At 62.6% G+C, this 23,203-nt stretch carries 22 protein-coding genes; 12 read left to right on the forward strand and 10 right to left on the reverse strand.

Annotated features, from left to right (window positions below; all coding sequences use genetic code 11):
• Positions 1–74 precede the first annotated feature (74 nt).
• Positions 75–470 carry a cupin domain-containing protein gene (locus tag ASD64_RS13430; RefSeq protein WP_056105743.1) on the forward strand — a complete coding sequence of 132 codons (396 nt, stop codon included), beginning with the start codon at positions 75–77 and terminating at the stop codon, positions 468–470.
• 45 nt (positions 471–515) lie between these two features.
• Here the strand turns inward: ASD64_RS13430 and ASD64_RS13435 are convergent, their stop codons facing one another.
• The 3 genes from ASD64_RS13435 to ASD64_RS13445 form a co-directional block, all read right to left on the reverse strand.
• Positions 516–1,520 carry a magnesium transporter CorA family protein gene (locus ASD64_RS13435; RefSeq protein WP_056105745.1) on the reverse strand — a complete coding sequence of 335 codons (1,005 nt, stop codon included), beginning with the start codon at positions 1,518–1,520 and terminating at the stop codon, positions 516–518.
• 250 nt (positions 1,521–1,770) lie between these two features.
• Positions 1,771–2,163, reverse strand: coding sequence for a GFA family protein (locus ASD64_RS13440; RefSeq protein ID WP_056105747.1), 393 nt, complete (start codon positions 2,161–2,163; stop codon positions 1,771–1,773).
• Between the two features lie 172 nt (positions 2,164–2,335).
• Positions 2,336–3,538, reverse strand: a complete 1,203-nt coding sequence (locus ASD64_RS13445) for a pyridoxal phosphate-dependent aminotransferase (protein ID WP_056105749.1) — start codon at positions 3,536–3,538, stop codon at positions 2,336–2,338.
• 185 nt (positions 3,539–3,723) lie between these two features.
• Here ASD64_RS13445 and ASD64_RS13450 point away from each other — a divergent pair, with 185 nt between their 5' ends.
• The 3 genes from ASD64_RS13450 to ASD64_RS13460 all read left to right on the forward strand — a co-directional run bounded on the left by ASD64_RS13450 (position 3,724) and on the right by ASD64_RS13460 (position 6,183).
• Positions 3,724–4,623 carry an EAL domain-containing protein gene (locus ASD64_RS13450; RefSeq protein WP_056105751.1) on the forward strand — a complete coding sequence of 300 codons (900 nt, stop codon included), beginning with the start codon at positions 3,724–3,726 and terminating at the stop codon, positions 4,621–4,623.
• Complete coding sequence (locus tag ASD64_RS13455) at positions 4,620–5,477, forward strand: EAL domain-containing protein (protein ID WP_056105753.1); 858 nt, start codon at positions 4,620–4,622, stop codon at positions 5,475–5,477. The genes ASD64_RS13450 and ASD64_RS13455 overlap by 4 nt, the downstream gene beginning before the upstream one ends.
• 91 nt (positions 5,478–5,568) lie before the next feature.
• The gene (locus ASD64_RS13460; RefSeq protein ID WP_056105755.1) at positions 5,569–6,183 is read left to right on the forward strand and encodes a glutathione S-transferase family protein; all 615 of its coding nucleotides are present in this window, start codon (positions 5,569–5,571) and stop codon (positions 6,181–6,183) included.
• 294 nt (positions 6,184–6,477) lie between these two features.
• Here ASD64_RS13460 and ASD64_RS13465 read toward each other — a convergent pair whose 3' ends face one another.
• Positions 6,478–6,690 (reverse strand): cold-shock protein, encoded by a 213-nt coding sequence (locus ASD64_RS13465; protein WP_056105757.1) that lies wholly within the window; start codon positions 6,688–6,690, stop codon positions 6,478–6,480.
• A gap of 291 nt (positions 6,691–6,981) precedes the next feature.
• Between ASD64_RS13465 and ASD64_RS13470 the strand changes: the two genes are divergently transcribed.
• A complete protein-coding gene (locus ASD64_RS13470) occupies positions 6,982–7,314 on the forward strand; it encodes a hypothetical protein (RefSeq protein WP_056105759.1) in 333 nt (110 codons plus the stop codon).
• Positions 7,315–7,331: 17 nt separating this feature from the next.
• Here the strand turns inward: ASD64_RS13470 and ASD64_RS13475 are convergent, their stop codons facing one another.
• The gene (locus ASD64_RS13475) at positions 7,332–7,910 is read right to left on the reverse strand and encodes a methylated-DNA--[protein]-cysteine S-methyltransferase (RefSeq protein ID WP_056105760.1); all 579 of its coding nucleotides are present in this window, start codon (positions 7,908–7,910) and stop codon (positions 7,332–7,334) included.
• A gap of 185 nt (positions 7,911–8,095) precedes the next feature.
• On the opposite strand from ASD64_RS13475, the gene ASD64_RS13480 reads away from it, so the two are divergent.
• The 3 genes from ASD64_RS13480 (at position 8,096) to ASD64_RS13490 (ending at position 9,931) form a co-directional block, all read left to right on the forward strand.
• On the forward strand, positions 8,096–8,926 hold the full coding sequence (locus ASD64_RS13480; protein ID WP_244480791.1) for a lytic transglycosylase domain-containing protein: 831 nt from the start codon (positions 8,096–8,098) through the stop codon (positions 8,924–8,926).
• Positions 8,926–9,414: a GNAT family N-acetyltransferase gene (locus ASD64_RS13485; protein WP_056105762.1), complete on the forward strand. Its 489-nt coding sequence runs from the start codon at positions 8,926–8,928 to the stop codon at positions 9,412–9,414. Before ASD64_RS13480 ends, ASD64_RS13485 begins: the two co-directional genes overlap by 1 nt.
• A gap of 61 nt (positions 9,415–9,475) precedes the next feature.
• Positions 9,476–9,931, forward strand: coding sequence for a GFA family protein (locus ASD64_RS13490; RefSeq protein WP_056105764.1), 456 nt, complete (start codon positions 9,476–9,478; stop codon positions 9,929–9,931).
• Positions 9,932–11,390: 1,459 nt separating this feature from the next.
• Here the strand turns inward: ASD64_RS13490 and carB are convergent.
• The 4 genes from carB to ASD64_RS13520 all read right to left on the reverse strand — a co-directional run bounded on the left by carB (position 11,391) and on the right by ASD64_RS13520 (position 18,225).
• Entirely contained in the window at positions 11,391–14,873 is a 3,483-nt protein-coding gene (gene carB / locus ASD64_RS13505) for a carbamoyl-phosphate synthase large subunit (protein ID WP_056105769.1), read from the reverse strand.
• A gap of 285 nt (positions 14,874–15,158) precedes the next feature.
• The gene (locus ASD64_RS13510) at positions 15,159–15,824 is read right to left on the reverse strand and encodes a dihydrofolate reductase family protein (RefSeq protein ID WP_056105771.1); all 666 of its coding nucleotides are present in this window, start codon (positions 15,822–15,824) and stop codon (positions 15,159–15,161) included.
• 99 nt (positions 15,825–15,923) lie between these two features.
• The gene (locus tag ASD64_RS13515) at positions 15,924–16,763 is read right to left on the reverse strand and encodes a protein-L-isoaspartate O-methyltransferase family protein (RefSeq protein WP_056105773.1); all 840 of its coding nucleotides are present in this window, start codon (positions 16,761–16,763) and stop codon (positions 15,924–15,926) included.
• 94 nt (positions 16,764–16,857) lie between these two features.
• Complete coding sequence (locus ASD64_RS13520) at positions 16,858–18,225, reverse strand: Nramp family divalent metal transporter (protein WP_056105776.1); 1,368 nt, start codon at positions 18,223–18,225, stop codon at positions 16,858–16,860.
• 261 nt (positions 18,226–18,486) lie between these two features.
• Here ASD64_RS13520 and mntR point away from each other — a divergent pair, with 261 nt between their 5' ends.
• From mntR to ASD64_RS13540, 4 genes are all read left to right on the forward strand, one after another.
• Positions 18,487–18,939, forward strand: coding sequence for a manganese-binding transcriptional regulator MntR (gene mntR, locus ASD64_RS13525; RefSeq protein WP_056105984.1), 453 nt, complete (start codon positions 18,487–18,489; stop codon positions 18,937–18,939).
• 115 nt (positions 18,940–19,054) lie between these two features.
• Positions 19,055–19,243 carry a hypothetical protein gene (locus tag ASD64_RS13530; RefSeq protein WP_056105778.1) on the forward strand — a complete coding sequence of 63 codons (189 nt, stop codon included), beginning with the start codon at positions 19,055–19,057 and terminating at the stop codon, positions 19,241–19,243.
• Between the two features lie 161 nt (positions 19,244–19,404).
• Positions 19,405–20,337 carry a neutral zinc metallopeptidase gene (locus tag ASD64_RS13535; protein WP_056105779.1) on the forward strand — a complete coding sequence of 311 codons (933 nt, stop codon included), beginning with the start codon at positions 19,405–19,407 and terminating at the stop codon, positions 20,335–20,337.
• Positions 20,338–20,507: 170 nt separating this feature from the next.
• Entirely contained in the window at positions 20,508–21,779 is a 1,272-nt protein-coding gene (locus ASD64_RS13540) for a TCR/Tet family MFS transporter (protein ID WP_056105781.1), read from the forward strand.
• Positions 21,780–21,796: 17 nt separating this feature from the next.
• On the opposite strand, the gene carA is transcribed toward ASD64_RS13540, so the two are convergent.
• Entirely contained in the window at positions 21,797–22,999 is a 1,203-nt protein-coding gene (gene carA / locus ASD64_RS13545; RefSeq protein WP_056105782.1) for a glutamine-hydrolyzing carbamoyl-phosphate synthase small subunit, read from the reverse strand.
• Positions 23,000–23,203: the final 204 nt, after the last annotated feature.

Consider the following 23,203-nt stretch of genomic DNA (forward strand, 5'->3'; position numbering starts at 1 on the left):
AATGGCGATGGCCGCGAAACTGCCGTTCAGCCGGCAGGATCAGTTGGGGCATAGGCGAGGAACGAGGTTCACCCATGAAGATCACACCATGCGGAAGCGTGCCGACCCGCCTTGCCTCCGACCAGTATTTTACCGGCCGGGTGACGCAGGACGCAATCATTGAGGCGGACGCGCCTGCCCGCCTACGCGCGATTTCGGTACGCTTCGAGCCGAGCGCCCGCACGCACTGGCACACGCATCCGCTCGGGCAGACGCTGCATGTGGTTTCAGGGGCAGGGCGCGCGCAAAGCTGGGGTGGGCCAATTCAGGAAATCAGGGCCGGCGACACGGTGTGGTTCGCGCCCGGCGAGAAGCATTGGCACGGCGCCGCGCCCCTTGCAGCGATGACCCACATCGCCATGCAGGAAGCGCAGGACGGTAAGGTCGTCGACTGGCTGGAACCGGTGAGCGACGACCAATATGGCGGATGACGCCGCTGCGGAAGCCCGTGCGATGCCTTGAGCCTGAGACCACGATCAAAGCCAGCCGCGCCGCTTGAAGAACCAGTAGGGCACGATGGCTGACAGCGCCATGAGACCGAGCGCCCACGGATAGCCAAGCGTCCAATGCAATTCCGGCATCACATCGAAGTTCATGCCGTAGATCGAAGCCACCAATGTCGGCGGCAGAAACACGACGGCAGCCACCGAAAAGATCTTGATGATCTGGTTCTGCTGGAGATTGATCAGGCCCAGCGTCGCATCCAGCAGAAAGTTGATCTTCCCGGACAGGAAGATCGCGTGATCGGCCAGAGAAGCGGCATCGCGCTGAATGAGCTTGATGTGTTCCCGGATGTCCTTCTTTGATTTGCGCTTGGCCGTTTCGGACGACAGCCGGCTGATCTCGACCGCACTGTGATAGGCGGCGAGCCTGGTGATGCTGATCAAGCTTTCGCGAACCTTGGTCAGCAGGTCGCCCTTCAGGCCGATCTGCTCGATCAGCGACTGGAGATCGTGGGTCTTTTTCGTCGCGTTCTCCGACTTGTTGCGGAACACCTCCCGGGAGATCGCGTCGGCCTCGTCGCCGATGCGCTCCAGTGTGTCGGCAATCCGGTCGATGATGGCCTCGATCACGCCAATCATGATGGCCTCGCCTGATGCACACTGTCCGGCGGTGCCGCGCTGCACCTTGGCCATGTATTGGACGAACGGTTTTGAATCGACGTGGCGAACGGTAACCAGCGTTTGTCCCTTCAAGATGAAGGTAATCGGCGATTTGACTGGATCGTCGCCCTCCACGTCGGTGATCGCCGTCATGGTCATGAATTCGGCGCCGTCCTCGTTATAGAGGCGGTCCGAGAGCTCGATTTCCGCCATCTCGTCGCGTGTGGGAATGGCGATCTTGAGATGAGTTTCGACGCGCTTCACGTCCTCGCTGGAGGCGTCGAGAAGGTCCAGCCACACCGCTTCGGAAGCCTCGGGCCGGTCAAAATTTTCAATGGTAGCGAAACGGCCGTTATGGCCTGCATAGATGCGCAGCATTCCTGGCTCCTTCCGGTAAGGCTATTGCGCCATCCGTGGAGCCCGCAACTAGAGGCTCACGCGGACGACGGGTTCGAAGAGGGACTTCGACTGTCCGGGTCCATTGGTGTGTCCTGTGGTTTGATGACGGCTGGATGACCGTCATACATCGCGATGCCCCTTATTTTCGATAGTGTCAACATCGTCTGCAACAAGGTCGCACTCGGGTAGCGTATGGTCCCGCTTGGGGTGGGAAGCGGACTTTGGCGATCTATTCCTCGAAGCGACCCGTGGCGTCACGATCGCGTTCGTATCGTTTCGTCAGCGGAAACGGCGGCAACCAGGATTCGCGACGGACGGTCCAGAGTTCGTAGGTCGGCCTTAGTTGATCAGGGGCATCCAGGGATCCGAGGTTCACTTCGATCTCGTCGGCGGTGCGGCCGAAAACGGATGAGCCGCAGCGGGGGCAGAAAAACCGCCCGGCGTAATCGCGTGTTTCGCCAGCGATCGTCACCGCCTCCTGGGGGAATATCGCGGATGCGTGAAAAAGGGCCCCATGATGTTTGCGGCAGTCGAGACAGTGACAAAGGCCGACCCGGTATGGGGCGCCCGACGCCACAAATCGGACGTTGCCGCACAGGCAACCGCCGGTGAAACGGTCCATGCCGTGTCTCCTCTAAAATCGAGCAGTCGCAATGGCTACAACGAACCCTGCCGGGCGTCCATGAAAGATGTGCCAGCCTTGAGGCGACGGCTGCAGGGTGGAATTGGACTTCTCGTCGGCAAAAAGCCCGGCGCGAGGTCGGGCTTTTGTGATTTCCACTAACCTGGGCTGGTTAGCTCAAGCTTGCGGTGAAGCGCTGGATGCGTGTGCAGGCTTCTTCCAGCAGCGTCTCCGACGTGGCGTAGGAAATGCGGAAGTTGGGGCCGAGGCCGAAGGCCGACCCGAACACCACCGCGACGCCTTCCGCCTCCAGCAATTCCGTGCAGAAAGCTTCATCACTGTCGATGAGCTTGCCGTTGGGGGCTGTCTTGCCGATCAGTTCGGCACAGGAGGGATAGACGTAGAAGGCGCCTTCCGGCGAGGGGCAGGAGATGCCGCGGGCCTGGTTAAGCATCGACACGACGAGGTCGCGGCGGTTCTGGAAAATCGCCTTGTTCTTCTCGATGAAATCCTGCGGACCATTGAGTGCTTCGACCGACGCCCACTGGGCAATCGTGCAGGCGCCAGACGTCTGCTGGCCCTGGATCATATCCATCGCCTTGATGAGCGCGACCGGGCCAGCGGCATAGCCGATGCGCCAGCCGGTCATCGCATAGGCTTTCGACACGCCGTTCATGGTCAGCGTGCGGTCGTAGAGCTTCGGCTCGACCTCGGCGAGGGTCTTGAAGACGAAATCGCCATAGGTGAGGTGCTCATACATGTCGTCGGTTAGCGTCCACACATGCGGGTGTTTCAACAACACGTCGGCCAGCGCTCTGAGTTCGGCTTCGGAATAGGCTGCGCCCGACGGGTTGGACGGCGAGTTCATCAAAAGCCATTTGGTCTTCGGCGTGATTGCCTTCTCCAGCACTTGTGCCGTCAGCTTGAAGCCGTTGTCGATGGAGGTCTCGGCAAACACCGAGGTGCCGCCGCAGATGGCCACCATTTCAGGATAGCTGACCCAATAGGGGCGCGGGATGATGACCTCGTCGCCGGGGTTGAGCGTCGCCATGAAGGCGTTGAACAGAATCTGCTTGCCGCCGGTGCCGACGATGGTCTGCTCGGGCTTGTAGTCGAGGTTGTTCTCGCGTTTGAATTTTTTGGTGATCGCCTCGCGCAGCGGTACGATGCCGGACACAGGAGGGTACTTGGTTTCGCCGCGGCGGATTGCTTCGATCGCTGCATTCTTGATGTTGTCGGGCGTATCGAAATCCGGCTCGCCGGCACCAAGGCCGATGACATCGCGCCCGGCGTTTTTCAGCTCGCGCGCTTTCTGCGTCACCGCGATGGTCGCGGAAGGCTTTACGCGGGAAAGGGCGTCGGCGAGAAAGGCCATGAGAAACGTCTCCAGTGTGTGGCTGAGCAGTCACTCGACTGCGCATTTCTATTGTCGCATCGGGGGGCGAAGTGCAAGCTTAGCGAATTGACCTGCAGGAAAATCCGTTTCCTGCTACATTAACGAGCGGTAAAATATTGGCGGGTAGAGTTGCCTGATTTGCAACCGTTTCGCGGAGCGCCATTTTGGCTCGGAGCATTGGGCTCGCCCATGTCATTCGTCATGAAGACGGCACCGCGACCGGTGTGTGGGGCGTTTATGCGCTCAAGAGTGCTTTTCAACCGATCTTTGCATTCAATGAGGGGAGGCTTTCGATCGTTGCGTTCGAAGGCCTCATCCGCCCTTTCCGCGATGGGGAGCCAGAAACGCCTGCGGTGTTCTTTTCGGGCTGTCCCCCCGTGGATCGCCTGCACATCGAAGGGCTGACCCGCACGATGCACCTTTTGAACGCCGGCGCATGCCTGCCTGAAGATATGTCGGTGTTCATCAATTTCGACCCGTCCGTGTTTACCGACCGCAGCATTTCCGATGCCGCCATGCGCGACATGCGGCTGGTGCTGCATGAAGCGAATATCGATCCGCGCCGCGTGGTGTGCGAGGTGACGGAGCAAAAGACGGTATCGCAGGAAGCACTCTACGATTTTGTCGCAGCGTTGCGCGACAGCGGCTTTCGCATTGCCGTTGACGACTATGGTGCCGATGAGTCCGACATCACCCGTATCCAGGAACTGAAGCCTGATATCGTTAAGTTCGATGCGGTGTGGATCGCCCAACTGATGGAATCGGGTGCAGGCTTTGCCTTGCTGAAGGCGATGGTGAAGTCTTTCGAGGAGCAGGGGATACATACTGTCTTCGAGGGTATCGAGGAGAATTGGCAACTGGAGCTTGCGGAGAAATCCGGCGCTTCGATGGTTCAAGGCTTCGTGCTGGCGCGCCCGGAAATCGCCTCGCCGGCACTCCGGTCGATGGTCACCGCTGCTGAGCCGTCCGAGAGACCTGGGGAGAGCGGCCAGGCCGAGACGACCCAGCCGGCGCGTGCCCCCGGACGTACGGCCAAGGTATTTGGCCGCAGGACTGCCAGATGACGCGTAGAGCCGAGCGGCGTCGCGATGTCGGCGGCGCTATCTTTGCCGATGAAATCGGCATCGAATATGGAGTCTATGGCGAGTTCCGGCTCCGCAGTGCCTACCAGCCGATCTTTGCGCCTTTTGAAGGCTCGCTGAAGCCGGTGGCCGTGGAGGCCCTTATCGAACCCCACAAGGTCGGTGCCGCCATTTCGTCGTCGGTGTTTTTCGACGGTGTCGCCGCCAAGGATCGGCTGTTCGTGGAAACGATGTGCCGGACGCTGCATTTGCGCAATTTCCGCAATATCGGCGTTGGCGAACTGGATTTGTTCTTTAACTTCCACCCCGGCGTCAATGATCATCCTGGTCGGGTTTTGTCCGAGTTGCGGCTGATGATGGGAGGGCTGGAGGATGCAGAATTGCATCCCGGCATGATGGTTTGCGAAATCACCGAGCATGCCGCACCGAACGACAAGGTGCTGGCGGCCATCGTGCATGAAATGCGTCGCAATGGCCTTCGCATAGCGGTCGATGATTTCGGCGCCGGCCATTCGACCGAAGAGCGGCTCAAACTTATCGAGCCGGACATCGTCAAGATCGATGGGCCATGGTTTGCGCTGCTGTGCCGTTTTCCAGCGGCCGAGCGTCTTTTCAAATCGCTGGTCAGCCTGTTGCATGACCGTGGCACCAAAATCCTGGTCGAAGGCATCGAGCAGCCGGAGCAGTTGCGGGTGGCCCTCGACGGCGGTGCCGATCTGTTGCAAGGGTTTCTTCTTGGGCGACCGGCACTGGCTGGAACGATCTTCGACGAAGAACCGATCGATACAGCGCGCCTGCTTGGCCGTTCTGGTTTGGCATCGCCGCTGATCGGCTGACCGATCAGCGCAATCGATCGCTGCACCAACATAAATCACTGGAAGCGTAAACCGCCGGGCGCAATATTCAAGCGTTGGGGAGGCTGGCCGAATGACCCTGCTTTATGGAATGATCGACAGCGGCAATTGCTACAAGCCGCGGCTCTTGATGGCGAAGCTTGGCATGGCGTTTACCAATGTCGAGGTGAGTTCGCATACTGGCCAGACGCGCGCGCCGGACTTCGTGGCCAAGAACCCCAACGCCATGGTGCCGCTGCTTGAACTCGATGATGGCCGGCGCATCGCCGAATCGAACGCGATCCTGCTCTATCTCGCGGAAGGAACGCGCTTCCTGCCCGGCGACCGTTATCAAAGGGCGCTCGCCTATCAGTGGCTGTTTTTCGAGCAGTACAGCCATGAACCGTATATCGCCGTGCGCAAGGCACTGCTGACCTTTCCTGAACGGGCGAAGGACGCGACGCCTGAACGGCTGGCGCAGACCTTGGAGCGAGGCAACAAGGCGCTTGGCGTCATGAACAGGCATCTGGCGGGGAATGAATATTTCGCCGGGGAGGTGCTTAGCGTTGCCGATATCGCGCTTTATGCCTACACCCACACGGCAGAGCAGGGCGGCTTCCAACTCGACGCCTATCCGGCGGTGGCTGGTTGGCTGAAGCGGGTCGAAGCCGATCCGGGGCATGTGCCGATCGACTGGCTGCCTGATTGAATTGTCCCCACGCGGCCGCCGCTTACGCGGCTCGCTCTGTGCGCCACGAGGCGCGACGCCCGGTCGGGCTTGCGGCCTGTCGGTAGACTGTCTGCGAAGAACAAAAAGGCGGGAAAAATCCCGCCTTTCGATGCTCGGTAGCCTGATTGGGAGCCTGTGGTCCGGGCCGGCAGCAATCTGCTGCATCGGCTGGTCGGGTTCAACATGCTCCGGCGCGCTTCTCACGCAGCCGCCAGTACATCCGTGACTTGCTGCGCGCCCCAAGCTCTCGCCCGGCGCGCGCCTTGTGCTAAATCAGGCTGCCTTGCTCAGAGATCCAGCGGACGACTTGCCGGTGCGGCGGTCCTGCTCGATCTCGAAATTGACCTTCTGGCCCTCGTTAAGGGTCGACATGCCAGCGCGTTCGACAGCGGAGATGTGGACGAATACGTCCGCGCCGCCATTGTCAGGCTGAATGAAGCCGTAGCCCTTGGTGGCGTTGAACCACTTCACGGTCCCAGTTGCCATAGTAGTATTCCTTCGAGTCTGCTCATGTTTTCGGTGACCGGACCAAAGCCCGGCCGGTGGCATCGAGATTTTGGAGAAAGACGTCAGCAAACGCGAGGATCGCGAGGCCCGGATCGATCGGCCGAAATATCAACGGACCGCATATAATTCGTGATTGCGGCAAAAACAAGAGGCTGCCGCAAATGGCTTGCAGCAAGCTGCCAAGGAGCACCTTAACTGTGGCGGAACTTGCACGGCATGCGAGCGTTAGGGTTGGAATTTTACCCGTCGGCAGAGATTCGGAGTGAGATCATGAAAGCCATCCTTATTGCAGCAAGCCTGTGCCTGATCGCGGCAGAGGCGCATGCCATATCCCGCTACGACCCGACCCGCATGAGTTGCGGCGAGGTTCAGGCGCGGGTGGCCCGTGAAGGGGCGGTCATCCTGCGCTATCGATCGCCGCGCAATCCGAACATGACGCTTTACGACCGCTATGTGCGCAGCGACCGCATGTGTCCGATGGAGCAGAAGAGCGCGCGCGCCTATGTGCCGAGTGCCGATGCGAGGGCGTGCCCGGTGCGCAAATGCGAGCCCCGCGAAGACAACCGCCGCTTTAGGCGGCTGTGGCCAATGTTTCCGGATTGAGCGGGCGTCTTGCGGTTTCAGAAGCTGAACGCGGCCTGCGTCGAAGGCGGGGGGCCGATTCGCACGCCTTCCAGGGCCAGCATCCTTTCCTTGGCGACCGAGCCGCCAGGGGCAGAAAAGCCGCCGATCTTGCCGCCGGCGGCGAGGATGCGATGGCACGGGATGACCAGCGGCACCGGGTTGGCGCCAAGCGCGGCACCCGTTTCGCGCGGCAGGCCGGCCTTGCCGGCGCGCTTTGCCAGTTCGCCATAGGTGGTGGTTTCGCCGAAGCCGAGCTTGCGCGCGGCATCGTAGATGGCCAGCCGGAAATTGTCGACGCCTGACAGATCCACCGGTACGTTCGAGAAATCGACCTGTTCGCCGGCGGCATAGGCCTTGATGCTGTCGACAAGTTCGACGACCCATGCCGGCATTCCAGCGCCTGCGGCGGCGCTATTGCCGACCTCGCGCAACAGGCGACGTTCGACGCTGCCGCGGCTCTTTTCCGCCAGATGCAGCCTTGTGAGGCCGCTCTCGCTCCAGGCAATTCCCATGAAACCAAGCGCCGTTTCGAAGACGGCGCGGCCGATGGTTTCGGGAGACAGTGCAGCGTTCATCGCGTCATCCTTTCGCACATGCCGCCCATTTTCGAGGGGGTAAGCCGGTACGAAGCGGGAACATTATCGCACCGCGTTGTGGCAATTGCCACCCGAAAACCGCGAAAGCCACAGGTTGCGGGGCGGAATCGGCTGGTGTAAGGAGCGTAGGCACGTTCCCGACCAACGGACCTTGAACCCCCGGCTTGCCAGCGAAGCTTTCCATTGCCGCCCTTGGTGTGACGCTGGCCGCGTTCGGCCTTGCCGGTTGCACCACGACCTCGCAGTCGCCGGGGCTGGCGGAAAATGTGAGCGTCGAGGAGGCCGATGCGGGCTTCACCATCCCGCTGCCCGATACGGTCGCCGTGCTGCCCGAAAGCGCCTTTGCCGATGCGGCCCAGCTTGCCGACATGGCCGCCCTGCCGCCGCCGGCACAGCCCGGCGAAGCGCTGGTCGCCGACGCAGCCGAGCCGCAGTCCGCGATGCCGGGCGTTGCGCCACAGCCGGCCTTGCTGGCTTCCGCCATGCCCCAGATCCAGCCGGCATCTTTCGTGGCGCCCGCCCAGCCGGCGATGCCCGATCCGGCGGCACAGCCGCGCGGCGAGGTGGACCGGCTGATCGCCAAATACGCCGCGCTTTACGAAGTGCCGGAAGCCTTCGTGCGGCGCGTGGTGAAGCGCGAAAGCACCTTCAACCCGATGGCTTACAACAAGGGCCACTGGGGCCTGATGCAGATCAAGCACGCGACGGCGCGGGGCATGGGCTATAGCGGGCCGGCCAACGGGCTGCTCGATGCAGAGACCAACCTCAAATATGCGGTGAAATACCTGCGCGGCGCGTGGCTGGTGGCCGACCGCGACGAGGACCGCGCCGACCGGCTCTACCAGAGCGGCTATTATTACCACGCCAAGCGCCGCGGCATGCTGGCGATCACCGGGCTGGGCAGGGACCGCAAGCGCCGGCTCCCTGTCGTGCCGGCACAACCGGCCGAGACGCCGCCGGTGATGGACCTGCCGGTTTCGCTGACCGATTCCTGATGCCTGAGCCGCGCGCGCCGGCTGCCAACGACGTGCGCCTGCGCAAACCCCTGAGCGATCCCCTCGACCTGCCGCGCTGGCCGCAAGGCTTTGCCCCGCGCGCATTCCAGCCTGCCGATGCGGCGCTGCTGCACGCGCTGCTCGCCGAAGTTTTCGACGACGGCACCGACGGTCCGTTCGAGACATGGTGGCCGCGCATTTGCGGCGATGCCGACTTCGATCCGGCGCTGTGCTTTCTCGTCTGCGACGGCGGTGGCCGGCTTGCCGGTGCGGCGCTGTGCTGGACCTCGGCCTTCGTCAAGGATCTGGCCGTGGCGGAACAGGCGCGCGGCAAGGGTATCGGCGAAGCGCTGATGCGCCATGTGTTCCAGACGTTTCGGGCGCGCGGGGCAAGCCATGTCGATCTCAAGACCAATACGATCGACAATGCCGCTGCATTGCGGCTCTACCGGCGGCTCGGCATGGTCGAGGTGGACTGGCGCGGCTAGGGCAGCGGGGACAAATCAACCTGATTTCTGCTATAGCGGGCGAGAGAGCAAAGAGGCCGTCATGACAACCATTGCGCTTCCCCTTGCCGGTTCGTGCCGTTGCGGCCAACTCGAAATCCGCATCACCAAGGCGCCGATCTGCACCGCCGCCTGCCACTGTCCGGGCTGCCGGAAGATGTCGTCTTCGGCCTATTCGCTGACGGCGATGGTGCCGGCTGACGGGTTTGAGGTGGTGAAGGGCGAGCCTGTGATCGGCGGCCTGCACGGGGCGGACATTCACCATTATTTCTGCCCGCATTGCATGACCTGGGTGTTCACGCGGCCGGTCGGCATGGACTTCGTCAATGTGCGGCCGACCATGTTCGACGATACGAGCTGGTTCCGGCCCTACATGGAAACCTATGCCAGCACGAGGCTGCCCTTTGCCGAAACCGGCGCGGTGCGGAGCTTCGAGACATTCCCGACGATGGAGGACATCGAGGGGCTGGTGCGCGGCTATGCGGAATGGGCAGGGTGAGAGGATTTTCGCTCCCCTGAAGATGGAGAGGCGCCCCCTTTCCGCGTCGTCATCCTCGGGCAAGCCTGAGCATAGCGAAAGGCGCGACCCGAGGATCCATGCCGTGAGATTGGGAAATGCGCAGTGGCTCAGGATGAGGAGTCCTCTTCTACATCGTACCACGCTGCCGCTCCGTCACGGCATGGATCCTAGGGTCTGCGCGACGGCCTTCGGCCTGCTCCGCCCTAGGATGACGAAGGAATGGGTGTGCTTTATGGTCGCCACGCTGCCTTTTGGCCCTGGGAGTCTTCTGCCCCGCCCTTAAGCTCGCTCGCTGCGCTCGTCGCTGGCGGGGACCCCGGATGGCCAGACGGCTATCGGAGTTCGTGCTTTATGGTTGCCACGCCCGGCATTGCCGTCTGGCCATTGTCAAAGAACTGACCTCGATTGAGAGGTCGGGAAGACGGGCGGCCGTTCGGACGCTCGTTTAGGTAAGTATGCGACCTTGCGGCCGCCCGTCCGGTGGTCTTGCCTCACCGGGGGGCGCTGCCGCCTGATGCGGCCCGCTGGCCCAGTCGAGGCCCGGACTTGGGGGCTCATCACCCAGCCGCACACCGTCATGCGACCAATCCGGCACCGACGCCGAAGGGGTGGGGATAAGTAGGGTGAGAGATTTTTGCGGAGGTGAACGAGATCAAGGGGTTGGCGGGTGGCAGCGGAGGGATCGATCCACGGCGGTAAATTGGAAACTTGCTTGCCTACAATGAGAAGCGGAGTCTGTTCCCAGACGAACCCGAGATGTTTGGTATCTGCTCGGTAGGAATGTGAAACAAGGTGAGGTAGGCACTATTGTCGGCTCGTATCCAGAGGACAAGGTTACCGGACGACAGGCACAGAGAAATTTTGTGCCACAAATGTTGCGCGATATGATGCTTTTCGCGACTTTTTCTAAGTAAAATCAGACACCTCTAGGAGGTGGGTGCTGAGCAGATTGTGCGGTCCTAAATCGAACCCGATTTGCCCTTTGTGATGGCACCTTGTGCCTGTGGATAACTCAAAATGGCTACTGTAATTTTCTATAGGTTTTTCAATCTGTTGCTGATCTAAATCAGGTTCTATTGCCCGTGAAACGTGTGCAGTGATGGCAAAAGCCTCTTGCAGCGAGTTTGGAAATCGAGCCACCTAAAGAAATCGGCCTTTGAATGATTCTTCATGAATTTCTTAATGGAGAAATCTGCCGATGCGTCGGAATCATAAAAAGCGTCGCCAATCCATTCGTCCCAACTGGAGACGAACATTTGATCTGGCTGCTCTCTATTTCATTCAGAAGCTGATTGATTTCGGGTTCGACAGTTTTCGCGATTTCCTGTGAGTTGCCGCCAATCCTGCGGGCCGACAAGTCAGCGGGACAGCGCCCCCCCTCTGGCCTGCCGGCCATCTCCCCCTCAGGTGGGGAGATCAGCAGCTTGCGCGTTATCGTCTAAAAATAATCCTGCAATGGCCTGACTTCCAGGGAGCCGGCCCTCAGCGCCGCGATGGCTTCGGCAACAGCGGCGGCGCCGGAGAGGGTGGTGTAGTACGGCACCTTCTGCATCAGCGTGGCGCGGCGCAGCGATTTTGAGTCGGAGACGGCTTTCTGGCCGTCCGTGGTGTTGAAGACGATCTGCACCTGACGGTTGCGGATGGCGTCTTCGATATGGGGGCGGCCTTCCAGCACCTTGTTGATCTTTTCCGCCGCGACGCCGTTTTCGCCGAGGAAGCGGGCGGTGCCGGAGGTGGCCAGCACCTTGAAGCCTTGTCCGGCCAGGCGCTTGACGGCGGGCAGGATGCCCTTCTTGTCTTCATCGCGCACCGACACGAACAGCGTGCCCGAACGCGGCAGGTCGACGCCGGCACCAAGCTGGCTCTTGGCGAAGGCCAGCGCGAAATCGTGGTCGAGGCCCATGACCTCGCCGGTGGAGCGCATTTCGGGACCGAGCAGCGTGTCGACGCCGGGGAAGCGGGCGAAGGGGAACACCGCCTCCTTGACCGCGATGTGGCCGGGATTGCGGGGATCGGGCTTGGCGCCATAGTGGGCGAAGGCGGCGTCGAGCGTTTCGCCGGCCATGATGCGGGCCGCGATCTTGGCGATGGGGCGGCCGATGGTCTTGGCGACGAAGGGCACGGTGCGCGAGGCGCGCGGGTTCACTTCCAGCACATAGATGGTGCCGTCCTTGACGGCGTATTGCACGTTCATCAGGCCGCCGACATTGAGCGCCTTGGCAAGGGCTGCCGTCTGGCGCTCGATCTCGTCGACGATTTCCGGGGCAAGCGTGTGTACCGGCAGCGAGCAGGCCGAGTCGCCCGAATGGATACCGGCTTCCTCGATGTGTTCGAGAATGCCGGAGACGAAGGTCGCCTTGCCGTCGCACAGGCAATCCACGTCCACCTCGACGGCCTCGCTGAGATAGGTGTCGAACAGAAGCGGGTTCTTGCCGAGCAGCGTGTTGATCTGGCCGGTCTTGTCGTTGGGGTATTTCTGCTTGATGTCTTCCGGCACCAGTTCAGGCACGGTGTCGAGCAGATAGGTTTGCAGCATCGTCTCGTTGTGGATGATCTGCATGGCGCGCCCGCCCAGCACGTAGGAGGGACGCACGACCAGCGGGAAGCCGAGCTCGCCGGCGACGGTGCGCGCCTGCTCGACCGAATAGGCGATGCCGTTCTTCGGCTGGGTGAGGTCGAGCTTCTGCAGCAGCTTCTGGAAGCGGTCGCGGTCTTCGGCAAGGTCGATCATGTCGGGCGAGGTGCCGAGGATCGGGATGCCGTTCTTTTCCAGAGCCTCTGCAAGCTTGAGCGGGGTCTGGCCGCCGAACTGGACGATGACGCCGACGAGTTCGCCGCGCGTCTGCTCCATCTTGAGGATCTCGATGACGTCTTCGGCGGTGAGCGGCTCGAAGTAGAGGCGGTCGGAGGTGTCGTAGTCGGTCGAGACCGTCTCCGGGTTGCAGTTGATCATGATCGATTCGTAGCCGGCTTCGTTGAGGGCGAAACAGGCATGGCAGCAGCAATAATCGAACTCGATGCCCTGGCCGATGCGGTTGGGGCCGCCGCCGAGAATGACCACCTTCTTGCGGTCGCTGATGCCGGCCTCGTTGGCGGGCTGGCCGGCGAAGGGCACCTCGTAGGTGGAGTACATGTAGGCGGTGGGCGAGGCGAATTCGGCGGCGCAGGTGTCGATGCGCTTGTAGACCGGGCGCACGCCAAGCGCATTGCGCAGGTGCGCGACTTCCTTGGCGGTTCTGCCGGTGAGCGAGGCGAGGCGGGCATCGGAGAAGCCCATGGCTTTCACCATGCGCAGGTTCTGCTCGTCTTCCGGCAGGCCATGCTCGCGGATGCGGGCTTCCATGGCCAGGATGCCGGCGATCTGCTCGAGGAACCACGGGTCGATCTTGCACATTGAATGCACGTCTTCGAGCGAGGTGCCCATGCGGATCGCCTGCGCCACCATGCGCAGCCGGTCCGGCGTCGGCGTGCCGAGAGCGGCGCGGATGGCGTTGCGATCATCGCCGGTTCCGATGCCGGGGATTTCGATCTCGTCGAGACCGGTCAGACCGGTCTCAAGGCCGCGCAGGGCCTTTTGCAGCGATTCCTGGAAGGTGCGGCCAATGGCCATGACCTCGCCGACCGACTTCATGGCGGTGGTCAAGGTTGGCTCAGCGCCGGGAAATTTCTCGAAGGCGAAGCGCGGGATCTTGGTGACGACATAGTCGATGGACGGCTCGAAGGAGGCTGGCGTCGCGCCTCCGGTGATGTCGTTTTCCAACTCGTCCAGCGTGTAGCCGACGGCCAGCTTGGCGGCAATCTTGGCAATTGGGAAGCCGGTGGCCTTGGAGGCAAGGGCTGACGAGCGCGACACGCGCGGGTTCATCTCGATGACGACGAGGCGGCCGTCGGCCGGATTGACGGCGAACTGGACGTTGGAACCGCCGGTCTCGACGCCGATCTCGCGCAGCACCGCGATCGAGGCGTTGCGCATCATCTGGTATTCCTTGTCGGTCAGCGTCAGCGCCGGCGCGACGGTGATGGAATCACCGGTGTGCACGCCCATCGGGTCGATGTTTTCGATGGAGCAGATGATGATGCAGTTGTCGGCTTTGTCGCGCACGACCTCCATCTCGTATTCCTTCCAGCCGAGCACCGATTCCTCGATCAGCACTTCTGTGGTGGGGGAGGCGTCGAGGCCGGACTGGACGATGTCGAAGAATTCGGTGCGGTTGTAGGCGATGCCGCCGCCGGTGCCGCCCAGCGTGAAGGAAGGCCGGATGATGGCCGGCAGGCCGATCTGGTCGAGCGCGGTCGCGGCCACGCCCATGGCGTGGTTGATGTAGCGCTGCTTGCGGTCACCCTCGCCGAGGTTCCATTCGGTCTCGGCGCGATCGAGCGCGGCATCGAGTTCGGTGCCTGAATGGGTCGCCTTCAACTCGGCGCGGCGCGCTTCGTGGGTCTTGCGGTCGGCGTCCTTGACGTCGGTGGCGTTGGCCAGCATGGAGCGCGGCGTTTCCAGCCCGATCTTGGCCATGGCCTCGCGGAACAAGGCGCGGTCCTCGGCCTTGTCGATGGCGTGCGCGTCGGCGCCGATCATCTCGACGTTGTAGCGTTCGAGCACGCGCATGCGGCGCAGCGAAAGGGCGGTGTTGAGCGCGGTCTGGCCGCCCATGGTGGGCAACAGCGCGTCGGGGCGTTCCTTGGCGATGATCTTGGCGACGACCTCGGGCGTGATCGGCTCGATGTAGGTGGCGTCGGCCAACTCCGGGTCGGTCATGATGGTGGCCGGGTTGGAATTGACCAGGATGACGCGGTAGCCCTCTTGCCGCAGCGCCTTGCAGGCCTGGGTGCCGGAGTAGTCGAACTCGCAGGCCTGCCCGATGACAATGGGGCCGGCGCCGATGATCAGGATGGATTTGATATCGGTGCGTTTTGGCATGGCGGGTCCGTCAAGCTGGCTGCACGAAACGCCGGCGCGAGGTTTCTCCATTTCGCGCGCTAACGCGTCGCGGAGAGCCGGGCCAGTGTGCAGAAGGATTCTTTGTTCAGGCTAAGAGGGCCTTATAGGGGAGAGTTTCGCGCGATGTAACCCCGAAAAGTGCGCCTTTTTGGCAATCAGGGTGTGGACAATCGGCGCAGGGCTCCGGCATTGCCGCCCTGTCGTTCAAATGCCGGCTATTTCGAGCGGCCGGATGCCGGTGCCGACCGAATAGCCGGCGACGGATCAGCCGCCCGCCTTCAGCTTTGCGCGGCGTTCGATTTCGGCGTCTGTCGGTTCCTCAAGGGCGAAGGAGCCGGTCTTGATGTCGCCGGAACGCTGGTAGGTCGCCATGATGACGCCGGTGGCGGACACTTGCGACGAAACGAGCTTGAAGGCGGCCGGCATGGCGCCGCCGTCGAACAGGCGCTTGCCGTGGCCGAGGGTCAGCGGGAAGACGAGCAGGGTGATCTCGTCGATAAGGTCGCTGGCGAGCAGCGTCTGGTAGAGTTCGCTCGAACCCTGGATGAGCAGGTCGGGACCGTCCTCTTTCTTCATGGCGCCAAGCGTTGCGACGATGTCGGGGCCGAGCCATTGACTGTTATGCCAGGTCAGCGTGTCGGGCGAATGGGTCGCCACATATTTGGTGGTGGCATTGAAGGCCTTGGCGATCGAATCGTCGTCCGACACCTGAGGCCAATAGGCGGCGAAGATGTCGTAGGTGCGCCGGCCAAGCAGAAGGTCGAAGGGCCTGGAGAAGGTGTCGTCCATCACCTTGCCCATGACGTCGTCCCAATAGTGGAACGTCCAGCCGCCAAACCTGAAGCCTCCGGTCGTATCTTCCTCCGGCCCGCCGGGAGCCTGCATGACGCCATCGAGACTGACGAATGTGGAGGCTTTGATCTTACGCATATCCGTTCTCCATCCTGGTGGTCGCCGACCTGCGGCTCATGACAATGACGCGCCAGAATACGGCTTTCCGACAGGGGCGTCGCAAAAAGTTACCGGCGGTCATGGCGGTGGCGCGTCGGGAAGCCGCCGCGACGAGAACCAGACCTCGTCGAAGATCGCGGTCGAGGAACTGTCCGGCCGCCTATCGGCAACGAGCCACAACGACCGGCTGCGCAGCGCCTGTTCGCGGGTGACCTCAACGGCTGTTCCTGCCTCCGCCAAGCCGCTGCAGGCGATGAAACGTGAACCCATCAGCGGATCGCAAGCAAAGCCCTGGCCGCGGCGCGTGATCAGGATGGTGATGCCCAGGCGCCGGGTCGGTTGCCACGGAAAGATCAGGCGACCTCCTGGGAGCAGGGGCTGTAACCAAGCCTGCGGCGGCGCGGCCACGGCTGCATTGACATAGATGACGTTGGCAGGGGGCACTACGCTTGTGAGCGCGTTGGCATGCACAAGGCCGACATTGCCGTAGGGTCGCAGATTTTCCGTGGCTCTGGCGGCGAGGCCGGGGTCAAGTTCAAAGGCGACGACAAGGCCGCCCGGCTGCACCAGCAGGGAAAGCAGGGCCGTATAGTAGCCGGTGCCGGCACCGATATGCAGGACGGTCTCGCCGAGCTGCGGCGCGACCCTCGCCATCCACATGGCGTGCAACAGCGGCTCGCCATTGTTGATGCCCTTGTCGGGGTCGAGGACAACCAGAACGTTTTCGTAGATGTGCGATGCGTCGGCATCGGGTGTCTCGACGAGGCGGCCCTCTGCCACGATCTGCCAGGGGCCGGGGCCAAGGAAGGCCTCGCGCGGAACCGTTGCGAAGGCGCGCTCGATACGGGGGTTGGCGGCAGCCGCAGCGACGGCCAGCCGCCGCGCATAGCGTGCCCGGGCGTCCGCCGGATCGGCCATCGCAATCGGCCTCCATTGCAGTCCCCGCTACAGTTTGCACCGTCCGGAGCTCATCTGCAAAAGCAATGAAGGTGTGTTGCGCTTGCGATCCTGCTCAGCCTATGCCGACGACGGTGTCGTAGAGCAGCTTGAAGTTCAGGAGCAAAATGAGGCCGGCGACGAACCAGGCAAGCCACGACACCGCACGTGGAATGGCGAGGCTGCCCATCTTCTTGCGGTCGGAGACGAACGATACGAGCGGAACGACGGCGAAGGGAAGCTGCATCGACAGGATGACCTGGCTGAAAACCAGGAGCTCGGCCGTGCCCTTCTCGCCATAGAGGATGGTGACGAAGACGACCGGGATGATGGCGAGGCCGCGGGTGACCAGGCGGCGCGCCCAGTGAGGCAGGCGCAGCCGGAGGAAACCTTCCATGACGATCTGGCCGGCAAGCGTGGCGGTGACCGTGGAGTTCAGGCCCGAGGCCAGAAGGGCGATGGCGAACAGCGTCGAGGCGATGCCGAGGCCGAGCAGGGGCGACAGGAGTTGATAGGCATCGCCGATCTCGGCCACGTCCTGGTGCGGGGTGCCGTGGAAAGCGACGGCGGCGACGATGAGGATCGAAGCGTTGACGAACAGCGCCAGCATGAGGGCGATGGTGGAATCGATGGTGGCCCACTTGATGGCGTCGCGCTTGCCCTTGTCGGTGCGCTCATAGGCACGGGTCTGCACGATCGAGGAGTGCAGGTAGAGATTGTGCGGCATGACGGTGGCGCCGATGATGCCGATGGCGATGTAGAGCATGGCGGGGTTGGTGACGATCTCCGACGAAGGCACGAACATCGCATGCAGGATGGAGCCCGGTTCAGGCGCGGCGACGAAGATCTGCACCGCAAAGCAGCCGAAGATGACGATCAGCAGCGCGACGACGAAGGCTTCCAGATAGCGGAAGCCCTTGTTCATCAAGAGCAGGACGAGGAAGGCGTCGAGGGCTGTGAGCACGGCGCCGCCGACCAGCGGAATGCCGAACAGGAGTTGAAGGGCGATCGCCGTGCCGATGACCTCGGCAAGATCGCAGGCGATGATGGCAAGCTCGCACGCCACCCACAGCAGATAAGCAACCGGCTTGGGGTAATAGGCGCGGCAGGCTTGGGCGAGATCGAGGCCGGTCGCGATGCCGAGGCGGGCGGAAAGCGCCTGCAACAGGATCGCCATCAGGTTGGACAGCATGATGACGAACAGAAGCGTGTAGCCGAACTGGGCGCCGCCGGCGAGATCGGTGGCCCAGTTGCCGGGGTCCATGTAGCCGACGGAGACCATGTAGCCCGGCCCCATGAAGGCGAACAACCGCCTCAACCATATGCCTGAAGCCGGCACGGCGATGGAGGCATGAACCTCCTGCAGGCTGGGCATCGCCTCTTGGGAACGCTGGAGAAAACGTCTGCTGGGCTGTGTCGATGCGGCGGCTTTGGATTCGGACATGGAGGGGGATTCGGACACGGAGGGGCTTTCAAACGAACGGGACTGGCGAATGTCGCGGAATTTATGCCAGAGCCCGACATTATTCAATAGGCTATATTTCATTGTAGCGGCTTTCTCGTGCGTTGGACGAAAGCCTATCCGGGCAAGGGTTGCGGAGCCGGGGGAATGGGTTAAACACATGGGGAGGGCGCGACAACGCCCGTTGCCTGGCCGAACAAAGCCTGTGCTATGATTATGAAGGCTGTTTGGAAGGAGGAAGCGGTGGCGCCCAGAAAACGTCCGGTTCGGCGCGACGAGCCACTTCCCGATGCCGAGGTGCATTCGGAAGGGTTTCGCGCCACGCGCGAAGCGCAACGCAGCGCGCTGATGGAAGATTATGTCGAACTGATCGCCGACCTTATCGAAGACGGCAATGAGGCACGCCAGGTGGATATCGCCGCGCGGCTGGGGGTGGCGCAGCCGACGGTTGCCAAGATGCTGACCCGGCTTTGCGCCGAAGGGCTGGTGTCGCGCAAGCGCTACCGGGGCGTGTTCCTGACCGAGGCCGGCCGCAAGATGGCCGATGAAAGCCGCATCCGTCATCAGACCGTGGAAGCGTTCCTGCGTTCCCTGGGTGTCAGCGCCGAAACCGCGCGGATCGATGCCGAGGGCATCGAGCATCATGTCAGCGCCGAGACGCTGGAAGCGTTTCGAAAGGCAATGGCGGCGGACTGAAACCCGCCGGCCTCCCAACTCCCGCCAATCGCACCGGCTTGCGGAACCGCAAGGGCTGCGCCGCGTTGAGGGCGATGCCCGCGGATCGGCGCGGGTCCAACCCGAGGAGAACGACATGGGTGCTGAACAGGCCGTGACGGCAAAGGGCAAGGCTGCGGCCAAAGGGCTGAAGGAAGCGGCGGCAAAGGAAGAGCGCAAGGTCGAGGCCGCAACTGGCAAGGACCTGAAGAAAGGGGCCGAGCGTTTCAACGAGCGCTCGAAGAGTTCCGACGGCAAGAGCGCGGGAACCAAGCAGCGCGGCTAGGTTGTTTTTCGACATTGGTGCGATGCGCATGGCATGACGGCGAAGAATGGTCATGACTCGCTGCAACCATTGAGATATTCGTTGGGAAATTCAACCGCAGCGAAAGCGCCGGCGCGGCGTTGCGGCCACCGTTGATGCGACACCACAGTTGAGGGTTTGACATGCTTTGGAGAGGCCGCCGTCAGAGTGACAATATCGAGGACGCGCGCGGGCAGTCCGGCGGTTTCGGGCGGCCTGGCGGCGGCCTGGGCGGCCGTCCCGGCCAGTTCCGCATTCCGATCGGCGGCCGGGCGGGCGGCGGCGGGATTTCCACCATCGTCATCCTTGTCGTGCTGTTCTTCGCGCTGAAGGCCTGCGGTATCGACCCGATGCAGATTCTTGCAGGCGGCGGCCTGGCACCTGACGACGGCAGCGGCCGCATCACCCAGACCGATTCGGGAACAGGGACGCCGGCCAACGACGAGATGAAGCAGTTCGTCTCGACCGTCCTGGCCGAAACGGAAGACGTGTGGAACGGCATTTTCCAGGCGAACGGACTGACCTATGAGGAGCCGAAACTGACCCTGTTCGACGGGCAGATCAAATCGGCATGCGGGTTTGCATCCTCGGCGTCCGGCCCGTTCTATTGCCCCGGCGACCGCAAGGTCTATCTGGACACCTCCTTCTTCCGGCAATTGTCGCAGCAGTTCGGCGCGTCGGGCGATTTCGCCGAGGCCTATGTAGTCGCGCACGAGGTCGGCCATCACGTGCAGAACCTGATCGGCGTGCTGCCGAAATTCAACCAGATGCGCCAGAACATGAGCGAGGCGGACGCCAACCACATGTCGATGCAGGTCGAACTGCAGGCCGACTGCTTCGCCGGCGTGTGGGGCCACTTCACCGCGCAGAAGGGCATTCTGGAGCAGGGCGATCTGGAGGAGGCGCTGAACGCCGCGCAGCAGATCGGCGACGATACGCTGCAGAAGAAGATGCAGGGCTATGTGGTGCCGGAAAGCTTCAACCACGGCACCTCGCAGCAGCGGCAGACCTGGTTCGCCCGCGGCTTCAAGAGCGGCAAGCTTTCCGATTGCGATACGTTCAACACGCCGATCTGAGCGTATTGAGGTTGGCGAGCGGCGCGCGATGATCATGCTGGCATGGGGTGTCAGCATGAAAATTTTTGATACGTTCCCTTATTGTTCCGAGCTGCCATCTTCTTTATAAGAGCCCTCCGCGCCCAATGGGTCATTCACCCCGGCGCGGATCAGAAACGGGACAATATTTCATGGTGGACGCCGCTCATGCAAAGCGCGGGCTCGCGCTTGTTTTCACGACGCTTCTGCTCGACGTCATCGGTTTCGGCATCATCATGCCGGTGCTGCCGGCCTATCTGCAGGAACTTTCCGGCGTCGACATCAGCGAAGCGGCAATCGAGGGCGGCTGGCTGTTTCTGGTCTATGCTGCGATGCAGTTCGTCTTCGCGCCGCTGATCGGCAATCTGAGCGACCGTTTCGGGCGGCGGCCGATCCTGCTCGCCTCGGTGTTCACCTTCGCCATCGACAATTTGATCTGCGCAATCGCCTGGTTCTATCCGATGCTGTTCATCGGCCGCGTGCTGGCCGGCATCAGCGGCGCCAGCTATTCGACAGCATCCGCCCTGATCGCCGATGTCAGCAACGACGACAACCGGGCGAAGAATTTCGGCCTGCTCGGCATCGCCTTTGGTGTCGGCTTCGTCATCGGGCCGGTGCTGGGCGGGCTGCTTGGTCAGTTCGGCCCGCGCGTGCCGTTCTATTTCGCCGCCGCGCTCGCCTTCCTCAATTTTGCCGTCGGCTATTTCCTGCTGCCGGAAACGCTGGATGAGAAACACCGGCGCCGCTTTGAGTGGAAGCGCGCCAATCCGCTCGGTGCGCTGCAGCAGATGCGCAACTATCCCGGCATCGGCTGGATCGGGCTGGTGTTCTTCCTGATGACGCTCGGCCACATGATGTATCCGGCGGTGTGGGCGTTTGTCGGCACCTATCGCTATGGCTGGAACGAGCAGGAGATCGGTTTTTCGCTGGGCGCTTTCGGCCTGTGCGGCGCGATCATCATGGCGACCGTGCTGCCGCGCGCGATCCCCAGGCTGGGCGAATGGCGCACCGCGGCGATCGGGCTGGCCTTCACCGCTGCGAGCGCCTTCGGCTATGCCTTCGCCTGGCAGGGCTGGATGGTCTATGGCGTCATCGTTGCGGGCTGCCTGGAGGCGCTGGCCGATCCGCCATTGCGCAGCCTGGCCGCCGCCAAGGTGCCGCCCTCGGCGCAGGGCGAATTGCAGGGCGCGATGACCTCGATCTTTTCGATCACGTCGATCATCACGCCGATCCTATACACGGCGATCTTCGCCTGGTTTACCGGGCCAAGCGCGCCTGTGCAATTTGCCGGCGCGCCTTATGTGGTGGGCGGCATATTCCTTGCGCTGGCGCTTCTGGTGTTCGTGACCAAGGTGGCCAAGCCGACGCCCAGGGAAGTGGAGCGCATGCACGCCGAGGAAGCCGCTGGCGCCGGCGGACCCTAGATGGGCCGGGCGATGTTTTAAGCCCGTTCGGCCAATGCGGGTTCGCCTTTGCGCTCGCGCACGAGGTTGGCGAAGCGGCGGAAGAGGTAGTGCGAATCCTGAGGGCCGGGCGATGCTTCCGGGTGGTGCTGGACGGAAAAGACCGGCCGGCCGGTGAGCGCAATGCCGCAATTCGAGCCGTCGAACAGCGAGACATGGGTTTCCTCCACGCCCTCGGGCAGCGAATCCGCATCGACCGCGAATCCGTGGTTCATCGACACGATCTCGACCTTGCCGGTGGTGTGGTCCTTGACGGGATGGTTGGCGCCGTGGTGACCCTGGTGCATCTTCTCGGTCCTGCCGCCGAGCGCCAGCGCCAGCATCTGGTGGCCGAGGCAGATGCCGAAGATCGGGATGTCGGTGTCGAGCAGATCCTGGATGATCGGAACCGCATATTCGCCGGTGGCAGCAGGGTCGCCGGGGCCGTTGGACAGGAAGATGCCGTCCGGCTGCATGGCGAGGATTTCCCTGGCTTCGGTCTTGGCCGGCACGACCGTGACCTTGGCGCCGAGACCGGCCAGAAGGCGCAAGATGTTGCGCTTCACGCCATAGTCGACGGCAACGACATGCATGGTCGGTTGGGTCTGCTCGCCATAGCCTTCATCCCATACCCACGGCGTCTCGCTCCACACCGAGGACTGGCCGGATGTGACTTCCTTGGCAAGATCGAGGCCTACGAGGCCGGACCACGCGGCGGCGCGGCGCTTCAAATCCTCGATGTCAAACTTGCCGTCCGGCGCATGGGCGATGACGCCGTTGGCCAGGCCCTTTTCGCGGATCAGCGCGGTCAGCGCGCGGGTGTCGATGCCCGAAAGCGCGATGATGCCGCGCCGCTTCAGCCACTGATCGAGATGGCTGGCCGCGCGATAGTTCGAGGGATTGGTGGCGTCGGCCTTGAAGACGGCTCCGACCGCACCGGCACGGGCGGCCGGGTGCAGATCCTCGATGTCTTCGTCATTGGTGCCGATGTTGCCGATGTGCGGGAAGGTGAAGGTAACGATCTGGCCGGCATAGGAGGGATCGGTGAGGATTTCCTGGTAGCCGGTGAGGGCGGTGTTGAAGCAGACTTCGGCGACCGCCTGGCCCGTGGCACCGAGGCCGCGCCCTTCGATCACCGTTCCATCGGCGAGAACGAGCAGGGCGGTCGGTTTTTCCGAAACCCAAGGGGTGGTCGATGCCATGGCGGCGCTCCATCAAGTGGCCGCGGACGGAACCCAATCCTTCGCGCAGCAAAAAACGCGCAGCGGCGATGCCGGCAGCCTCCACGCGTAGTCAAAAGTGCGGTTGCAAGGCCTTCACATAGGGGAAGGCGGGCGCAGGGTCAATCGTTGCGTCCCGCCTTTGCCTTGCCTAATCCATGGCTGGAACTTTTGAACGCCGGCCTG

This window comes from Mesorhizobium sp. Root157 (assembly GCF_001427385.1).
Lineage (GTDB): Bacteria > Pseudomonadota > Alphaproteobacteria > Rhizobiales > Rhizobiaceae > Mesorhizobium.